Below are 8,565 nucleotides of genomic sequence, written 5' to 3'. Positions count from 1 at the left end.
GGATGAGGCTTATTTCGAAGGACTTGAGAACCTGAGGCCGGCAGCCTGACGCCGGTAATTCCCACATCGACGGGACATTGCTTATTGCGCCCATCAGGCTGTCTCACAAACCCCGGCCACCTCATCCTTGCTGCTCAGATGTCGCTGGTTGGGATGCTGCAGGCGTGAAAGTGAAACGCCCGCTGGCACGGGCGTTTCGGGTATTCCTTTAGGTGGGCATGAAGAAGAAGGGAGGGGTCCAGGGACCGGGCCCTTCAGGCATGATCCACCTCATCCTGAGGGCGTACTGCTGCCCCGGGGTCAACCCATCCAGCTCCATGTTTTTGAACTGGCCGAACACCGCCGCATGCTTCCAGTTCCCCTCCACGGTGGGGTCGCCCGTCGTTATGTGGAATTCGCAGCTTCTGGCGCGAGGAGCCTTCTTGGCCTTTCCGACGATCCCGCCCCGTTTTACGCTTTGGGACAATACTACGTCCGGATAGGTCGCCTGGTGTTTCACCGGGGAGGGCGCGGTCTCCTTGGTGTAGTCAAAGCCGCTGGATGCCAGAATCTCGACATTCCCCTTGGCGATCAGATTGACGTAATCCGCCAGTTCATTGAGCTCTTTGATGAGCTGAGTGCGCAGATTTTTACGCTGCGCGATGCTCTGCTTTGCACGGCTACGTGCTTCAAGGCAGGCGTTGTCGAATCCCTCCAGTGTGCCCTTTACTTGCCCCAACGGGGTGACTTCCTGGGGGTAGGGCTCCTTGAAATAAGCGTTGCCGGTTAGCGAGGTTACGACCCCTTTCCCGAACGAGCTCAGGCCGGGGTCGTCCAGGCGGCTGAAGCTGCGTTTGACCATCGGTTTTTTGCCCATGTGTCGTCTCCTTTGTATTGGTTTTTACTAATCCAACGTCGGAAGTTTCCCACGTTTATCCGGTAATGCAAGCCACTAAAAGCAACTAAGCCTTGCACCCGCACCTCACGCCCTTTCCCCTTTATTTCCCGCCAGATTCGCGCTATATTCACTCACTCGATATCGGCAGCCGTCAAAAGGAACCACATGCCTGCGATGTATTGCGAATTTTACGGTTTCAGGGAGAGCCCGTTCACCATTACTCCCAATCCCCGCTTCCTGTTCATGAGCGAGCAGCACCGTGAAGCCTACGCCCACCTGATCTATGCGGTTGACAACCGTGCCGGTTTCGTGGAACTCACCGGCGAGGTGGGGACCGGCAAGACCACGCTTTTGCGCACCTTCCTGAACCGTCTGGACCAGGAGGGACACCGCACCGCCCTCATCTTCAACCCCTGCCTGTCGGACCTCGAGTTGTTGAAGAGCGTGAACCGGGAATTCGGGCTGGTCTGGGAGTCAGAGAGCAGGGTCGAACTTCTGCAGGTGCTGAACGCATTCCTCTTGGAGCAGAAGCAGGCGGGACGCAGCGTGGTGCTGGTGATGGACGAGGCGCAGAATCTCCCCATGGAGGTGCTGGAGCAGATCCGCCTGATCTCGAACCTGGAGACCGAGACGGACAAGCTGATCCAGATCGTTCTCTCCGGGCAGCCGGAGCTGCTGTCTGTGCTCGGGCGCATGGAACTGCGGCAGTTGAACCAGCGCATCACGGTGCGTTACCATCTGCTCCCCATGGACTTCGAGAGCACCCAGTCCTATATCGACCACCGCATGGAGCTGGCCGGATGCTACCGCGCCGCCGAATTCTCGACGGCGGCCATGAAGCACATTTACCGCTTCTCGGGTGGGGTGCCGCGGCTGGTCAACGTCGTCTGCGACCGCGCCCTCCTGATCGGGTTCACCGAGGAGACCAGGACCATCACCGGGAGCATGGCTGCGCAGGCCGTTGCCGAGGTTGGCGGCCGTTCCCCCTACGGGCTCGCGGCGCAACTGCTGCGGCGCCTGACCGGCGGACTGCCGCGCTGGCGCAGCTGATTTTCAACTTTTCGAGGAGTTTATGAGTTCGATACTGAAGGCATTGGAGAAGGTGGACGAGTCGCAGCGGTCCCGTCGACCCGCAGGCACCGGTGGGCTCCCCAAGGCAAGGGGACGTCGTCCCGCCTGGCTGATTCCGGTATGGACCCTGGCGGGAGCTGCCATCGCCACCCTGGCGACCTACGCCCTCATGGGGGGCTTCTCCCGTCCGGCCGCACGGGTAACGCCCAATAGTGTCGATGCCGTGGCCACTGCCGCCCCGGCTGCAGCGGTCCCCGCCCAGGCGGCGTCCGCCGTTGGGCAGCAGCAGGCTGCAACAGCGGTCGCCCCGGAGCACACCTCTGCCGCTGCGGCCGCCGCACCCGTCGCGGCTGTCAAGCCGGCCAAGGTCGCGACCAAACCGGCTCTGGTTCCTGTCGCCGCTACGGCGCCGAAGCAGGTTGCGCAACCGGTTGCGAAGCCGGTAACCCAGGCGGCAGCCAAGGCCGCTACCAAGCCTCAAATCCCGGCCAGGGTTGCCGCGAAGCAACTGGCCCAGCCTTCGGTCATGGCCAAGGCTTCTGCCGTCGCCCAGCCGGCTGTCGTGCAACCGGCACCCGCAGTTGCCGTACCCGCTTCGGCTGCGCCGCAACCAGTGCCCCAGCATAAGTCGCGGCCGGATATCCGCGTCACCGGTATTGCATGGCAGAACAGCAGCGAGTCGAGCTTCGCGATGGTGAACGGCAGTCCGATGCGGCAGGGGAACAGCGTGAATGGCTACAAGATCGAGCAGATCTATGAGGACAGCGTCCGGTTTTCCAACAGCAAGGGAAACAGCCTCGTGGTGCCGCTTGGAGCGGGCGAGGAGTAAGGCGCTATGTCACCAGAACCCGAAATGGACCAGCAGCAGTGGGAGGCCCTTTGCGAGCAATGCGGCCTTTGCTGTTTTGAGAAGCTAGAGGACGAGGACGGCAGGATCCTGTTCACCTCGACCCCCTGTCGCTACCTCGACATCACCACCAGGCGCTGCAAGATCTACAATAAGCGTTTCAAGGTCTTCCCCGAGTGCGTTCAGCTCACCCCGGAGCTGGTCAAGGAGCTGAAGTGGCTGCACCGAAGCTGCGGCTACAAGAAGGCGATGCGCAAAGGGATCCTTTAAAAGCAATTAACAGGGATAAAAGGGATCAAAGGGATAAAGTCAAAAACGGGTTGTTAACTCAAAGCCGCAAAGGCGCGGAGTGAAAATAAATACAGGTGCAGGGATTGGGCTGAACAACTCTTTTTGGGGTGTATCCCTTTCATCCCTTTATCCCTGGTTTTAAAGGGAGTCAAATGGCAGAAAAGAAGCAAGTAGCTGTGGCGAAACTTTCCGAGCGCGATTTCCAGGCGCTTCCCCTTCAGCAGAAACAGGACTACCTGAGGACGGTTTCCGGCAAGGAAAAGATGGACCTCATCGTCTCCGACTCCGACGCCAGGAGGCTCGCCGCCGGTCTGCAGCCCCAGGAGTTCTTCTGGCTCATGAAAGAGGTGGGGGAGGCGGACGCAGTGGACCTGCTGCGCCTGGCCACCGCCGAGCAGGGCGTTTTCATAATGGACACCGAGCTTTGGGACGGCTGGACCTTCTCCGAAGAGCAGGCCTGCCACTGGCTCACCTACTTCATGGAGGGGGGCGAGGCACGGGTTCACGAGTTGGTGAAGCATCTGGATTTCGAGCTGCTGCAGCTGTTGTTGAGCCGCGAGATCATCGTTGGCGGGGGGATCGGCGACCAGGGTAACGACGAGGAGCGCCAGGGCGACTACGACCATACCTTCGACGACGTTTTCATGATCAAGTTCAAGAACCCCAAGCACAGCCAGCTGATCGGGGCCTTCCTCTCCGTGCTGGTCAAGCTCGACAACGAGCTGTACACCGCGCTCATGGAGGGGGTGAAAGGGGACGTGGACCTGGAGCTCGAGGAGCAATGCCAGCGCTTCCGCACCGGCCGTCTGCAGGATCTCGGCTTCCCGCCGCTGGAAGAGGCACTCTCCATCTACGCCCGGATCCACCCGGACCATTTCCAGTTGCAGGGGGGCAAGGATCTCGCTGCGGCAGGGGAGGGGGGGCAGCTGATCCCCGTCTTTGCCGACGAGGGGACGCTTCTCTCGCGTGCCCTGGACCTTGCCGGTTCCGATGTCGTTTTGCAGGAGCTGAACTACCTGGTGAACAGCGCCCTCGTCGCCGAGGGGCAGGCCTTCCACGAGCCCGAGTCGATGCTTGGTGTGATGCACCGCGTCTGCGGTTACCTCAACATCGCCCTCGAGAAACTTGCCGCCGGTGACGAGCATAAAGCGGCGCGGATACTCGTAGAGGAGGAGCTGAAGCGGCTGTTCCAGCTCGGCTACAGCATCGTGCTGCAGCTGAAGTTTGCCGCCCGCGACACCGAAACGGTCGACTATGCCACCGGCAAGCTCCTGGCAGGGGTCAAGGCGAAGCGTCCCCGTTACTACCGCGGGCTCGATGCCGACGGCGTTGACGGCTATCGCGAGTTTCGCGACCAGGAAGACGTGCGGCGGGTTTCCGAGCTGCTAGCCCAGTTGCAGGGGTAACCTCATTTTTTTCAACAGGGATGAAGGGGATGCAGGGGGATTTTTTATAATTCCTTTCATCCCCTTCTCCTTTTTATCCTTTTATCCCTTTTATCCCCTTCATCCCTGTTCATTGCAAACCGACCCCTCATTGGTATTCTTTTAGGCATTTGTTTTCCGGGTATGGACGTCGATCGCATCTGCCGCAGCCGTCAGGGGGGGAGGATGAAGGTACTGGTCGTCGACGATTCCAGAAACGATCGCAAGATCATCCGCTACAATTTCGAGTGGCATGGCTGGCATGTCGTCGAGGCCGCCAACGGCAAGCAGGGGCTCGAGGTCGCGGCGGCCGAAGCCCCGGACCTCATCCTCTCCGACTGTCTCATGCCGGTGATGGACGGCTTCCGATTCCTCCGCGAACTCAAGAAATTCCAAGAACTCGGCAGGATCCCCTTCATATTTTATTCAGCAATCTACACCGGCAGCAGGGAAGCCGAGCTCGCTGCCTCCCTAGGGGCCACGGCTTTCCTGGAGAAACCGATGCGGCCGGATGAACTGTGGGAGGAGGTGGGACGGCTTTTGGTGGCGGAGGTGGCCACCGAGCGCGAGGCGGAGCCGCGCCCGATGCAGGAGGAGGATTCCCTCAGGGACTACAGCCAGGTGGTGGCCACCCGCCTGGAAGAGAAGGTCCGGGAACTGACCGAGGAGAACGAGAGCCTGCTCAGGTTGAACGGCGAACTGGAGCGCAGGGTGGTGGAGCGGACCGCGCAGCTGGAATCGGCCAACCGGGACCTCGAGATGTTCAGCTACTCGGTCTCGCACGACCTGCGGGCGCCCTTGCGGCACCTCGAGGGGTTCAGCCAGGCGCTCACCGAGGAATACGCAGCCAGGCTCAACACCATAGGCAACGACTACCTGGACCGGATCAGGAGGTCCAGCCGCCGCATGGCGGACATGCTGGACGCAATCCTGGAACTGTCACGCAGCGTGAGGGGAAAGCTCAACAAGGAAGATGTGGACCTGAGCGCGCTGGCCAGGGAGGTCGTGGGGCAACTGGTCCGTTCGCAACCGGAGCGGAAGGTTGATGTCCGGGTGGCGGAGGGGATGACGGCGCGGGGCGATGCGCGCCTTTTGAAGGTGGCGGTGGAGCACCTGGTAGGAAATGCCTGGAAGTTCACCCAGACAAGGGAACATGCCGTGGTGGAATTCTTTCCCATCGAGTGGGAGGGACGTTCCGCCTTCGCCGTCCGGGACAACGGGACGGGGTTCGACATGGCGTACTCCGAAAAGCTGTTCTCGCCGTTTCAGCGGATGCACAGCCAGGAGGAGTTTCCGGGCCGCGGGATAGGACTTGCCATCGTGAAGCGAATCGTCAGCCGTCACGGCGGCAAGGTGAAGATAGAAGCGGAAGCGGGGCAGGGCGCCACGGTGACCTTCACCGTTTAGCGCGTCGCTGCCAGCTTCCCGGTCAACTCTCCGCCGCTGGCCGCGGTGATCAGCACGCCGACCTCCTGGTTGACCAGCCCCTCGCACTCCTCGATGAGCACCGGAAGGTAGTTCCTGGACAACCCCTTGCGTCCCCCCTCGTCCTTTTGCACCAGCACCTGTAGTTCCCGCCCGACGAAACGTGCCGCGTACTCTGTCTTTTTCTTTTCCGACAGGATGCGGAGCGCCTCGGCCCGCTCCTTGATGACCCGCGGGTGGACCTGGGCAGCCATGGTCGCGGCCGGGGTGCCGGGGCGCTGCGAGAAGGGGAACACGTGCAGGTAGGCCAGGGGGAGCGACTCGATGAAGGAAAGCGTCTCCTGGAACTCTTGGTCGGTTTCGCCCGGGAAGCCGGCGATCACGTCGGAGCCGATGCTGACGTCGGGCATGGCCGCGACCAGGGCCTCGACCACGGAGCGGAACAGCGCGGTGTCGTAGCCGCGGTTCATGCGGGTGAGGACGCCGTCGGAGCCGCTTTGCAGGGGCAGGTGCAGGTGAGGGCAGACGACGCCGGAGCCGGCCATGAAGGCGATCATCTCCGGCGCTACCTCGGTCGGTTCCACCGAGCCGACCCGCAGGCGCCTCACCACCCCCTGGCGCTCCGCCTCCCGCATCAGGGCGAGCAGGTCGGTGGGCGGGTCGAGGTCGAGGCCGTAGGCGCCAAGGTGGATGCCGGTCAAAACGATCTCCTGGAAACCCTTCGCCGAGAACGCCGCCATGCCGTCCAGCGCCTCCTGGGGGGCCACGCTCCTGCTGGCCCCGCGGGCGTACGGTACGATGCAGTAGGCGCAACGTGCGTCGCAGCCGTTTTGGACCTGGAGAAAGGCGCGGGTGTGCTCGGCGAAGCTCTCCAGCTGTGTTCTTTCTCCCGTTCTCTGCTGCGATATGTCGCTCACCACCGCCTGCGGTTCATCCCCGAGCCCCTTGATGAAACCGACGATGTCCTTCTTCTCGCTGTTTCCGAGGATAAGGTTGACCCCCGGGAGCTTCAGCAGTTCATCGCCCGCCATCTGGGCGTAGCAGCCGGTGATCACCACGCGTGCCTCGGGGTTCATGCGGGTCGCGCGCCTGATGAGGCGGCGGGACTCGGCATCGGTCTTGGCCGTGACGGTGCAGCTGTTAATGACGTAGATGTCGGCGGTTTCGGTGAAGGGGACGAAGCTGTAGCCGTTCTGTTCCAGGGCTTCGGTCATGGCGGCGGATTCGAACTGGTTGATCTTGCAGCCGAGGGTGGTGATGGCGATTCTTTTCATGCGGTAAAACGAACCTCGAAACACGGTTAACAGGGATAAAAGGGATGGAAGGGATATAACCAAGATTTAACGCAAAGCCGCAGGGGCGCAAAGAAAAGTCTAAAGGCACAAGATTTGGGTTACCCCCGAACATCTTTTGTTTGGGGTTTATCCCTTGTATCCCTTTTATCCCTGTTTAAATGGTTTTTACCCGATCTTCTTCTTGAGCGCCTCGTGCTCGGCGGCGAGCGCATTGTACTTCCTTTCCAGTTCCCGGATCTGATCGAACAGACAGGAGATCGCCTTGGCCTCGGGGTCGGGCATCTTGCCGTGCTCGAGGTCCGGACGGTCCTGGGGCTTCTCGGTCGCCATCACCACGCGCCCCGGGATGCCGACCACGGTCGAGTTGGGGGGGACTTCCTTGACCACGACGGAGTTGGAGCCGACCTTGCTGTCCTTGCCCACGGTGAAGGGACCGAGGATCTTGGCGCCCGAACCGATCACCACGTTGTCCATCAGGGTGGGGTGGCGCTTCACCTTCTCCCAACTGACCCCACCCAGGGTGACCCCGTGGTAGAGGGTGACGTTGTCGCCGATCTCGGCGGTCTCCCCGATGACCACCCCCATGCCGTGGTCGATGAAGAACCCCTTGCCGATGGTGGCGCCGGGGTGGATCTCGATGCCGGTCAGGAAACGGCCGATGTGGGAGGTGAAGCGTCCCAGGAAATAGAGTTTGTGCGTCCAAAGCCAGTGGGCGACCCGGTGGAACCAGAGCGCATGCAGCCCGGGATAACAGAAGATCACCTCCAGCACGCTTCTTGCCGCCGGATCCCTGTCAAACACCGCCTTAATGTCCGATTTTAGCCTCGCAAACATCGGTACCCTCCCTGGCTGCTAGTACGTTAACGAAACAAGCACCATCTGCTTCGCCATTTTTTTCGTAACATACCACACCGATTACGTCAATAATTAACTGCCGCAATCGTCTCACGCCCGTTCGCTGCACTCACTCAAGACGCAAAGTAAACCCAAACAACTTCATTTAACAGGGATAAAAGGGATCAAAGGGATAACACCTGACACAAAAGATTTCAGGTTAAGCCAAAACGTCTTGTTGGTCTTGCCTGGCCTCGCGCCTTTGCGTCTTCGCGCGAGAAGGGTTTTACGCCTTTATCCCTTTCATCCCTTTTATCCCTGTTTGAACGATATGCCTTTGCTGTTTAGCAGCTCCAGCGACTCGGCCAGCGGATCGCCTGCCCCCTCGACCCAATGGATCACCGTGCCATGGCTCTGCCGCAATCGTCTCACGCCCGTTCGCTGCACTCACTCAAGACGCAAAGGCGCAAAGTAAACCCAAAACAACTTCATTTAACAGGG

8 protein-coding genes are annotated in these 8,565 nt (G+C 60.7%); 5 read left to right on the top strand and 3 right to left on the bottom strand.

What is annotated here, in order from left to right:
• Positions 1 to 208 precede the first annotated feature (208 nt).
• Positions 209 to 856: a hypothetical protein gene (locus KOM00_RS15930; protein ID WP_216499918.1), complete on the bottom strand. Its 648-nt coding sequence runs from the start codon at positions 854 to 856 to the stop codon at positions 209 to 211.
• Between the two features lie 186 nt (positions 857 to 1,042).
• Between KOM00_RS15930 and KOM00_RS15925 the strand changes: the two genes are divergently transcribed.
• The 5 genes from KOM00_RS15925 to KOM00_RS15905 all read left to right on the top strand — a co-directional run bounded on the left by KOM00_RS15925 (position 1,043) and on the right by KOM00_RS15905 (position 5,917).
• Positions 1,043 to 1,927: an ExeA family protein gene (locus tag KOM00_RS15925; protein ID WP_236027013.1), complete on the top strand. Its 885-nt coding sequence runs from the start codon at positions 1,043 to 1,045 to the stop codon at positions 1,925 to 1,927.
• 22 nt (positions 1,928 to 1,949) lie between these two features.
• Entirely contained in the window at positions 1,950 to 2,777 is an 828-nt protein-coding gene (locus KOM00_RS15920; RefSeq protein ID WP_216499917.1) for a hypothetical protein, read from the top strand.
• Positions 2,778 to 2,783: 6 nt separating this feature from the next.
• On the top strand, positions 2,784 to 3,065 hold the full coding sequence (locus tag KOM00_RS15915) for a YcgN family cysteine cluster protein (protein ID WP_236027012.1): 282 nt from the start codon (positions 2,784 to 2,786) through the stop codon (positions 3,063 to 3,065).
• A gap of 173 nt (positions 3,066 to 3,238) precedes the next feature.
• The gene (locus tag KOM00_RS15910) at positions 3,239 to 4,492 is read left to right on the top strand and encodes a DUF6178 family protein (RefSeq protein ID WP_216499916.1); all 1,254 of its coding nucleotides are present in this window, start codon (positions 3,239 to 3,241) and stop codon (positions 4,490 to 4,492) included.
• Between the two features lie 204 nt (positions 4,493 to 4,696).
• Positions 4,697 to 5,917, top strand: coding sequence for an ATP-binding protein (locus KOM00_RS15905; protein WP_216499915.1), 1,221 nt, complete (start codon positions 4,697 to 4,699; stop codon positions 5,915 to 5,917).
• Here the strand turns inward: KOM00_RS15905 and mtaB are convergent.
• On the bottom strand, positions 5,914 to 7,209 hold the full coding sequence (mtaB, locus tag KOM00_RS15900) for a tRNA (N(6)-L-threonylcarbamoyladenosine(37)-C(2))-methylthiotransferase MtaB (protein ID WP_216499914.1): 1,296 nt from the start codon (positions 7,207 to 7,209) through the stop codon (positions 5,914 to 5,916). The two genes, KOM00_RS15905 and mtaB, sit on opposite strands and share 4 nt — an antisense overlap.
• Positions 7,210 to 7,395: 186 nt before the next feature.
• Complete coding sequence (cysE, locus tag KOM00_RS15895) at positions 7,396 to 8,064, bottom strand: serine O-acetyltransferase (protein ID WP_216499913.1); 669 nt, start codon at positions 8,062 to 8,064, stop codon at positions 7,396 to 7,398.
• Positions 8,065 to 8,565: the final 501 nt, after the last annotated feature.

Origin of the sequence: Geomonas diazotrophica (genome assembly GCF_018919385.1) — a bacterium.
In the GTDB taxonomy this organism is placed as follows: Bacteria; Desulfobacterota; Desulfuromonadia; order Geobacterales; family Geobacteraceae; genus Geomonas; species Geomonas diazotrophica.
Note: the sequence above shows the minus strand (reverse complement) of the source record. Positions and strands in the feature narration are given on the sequence as shown.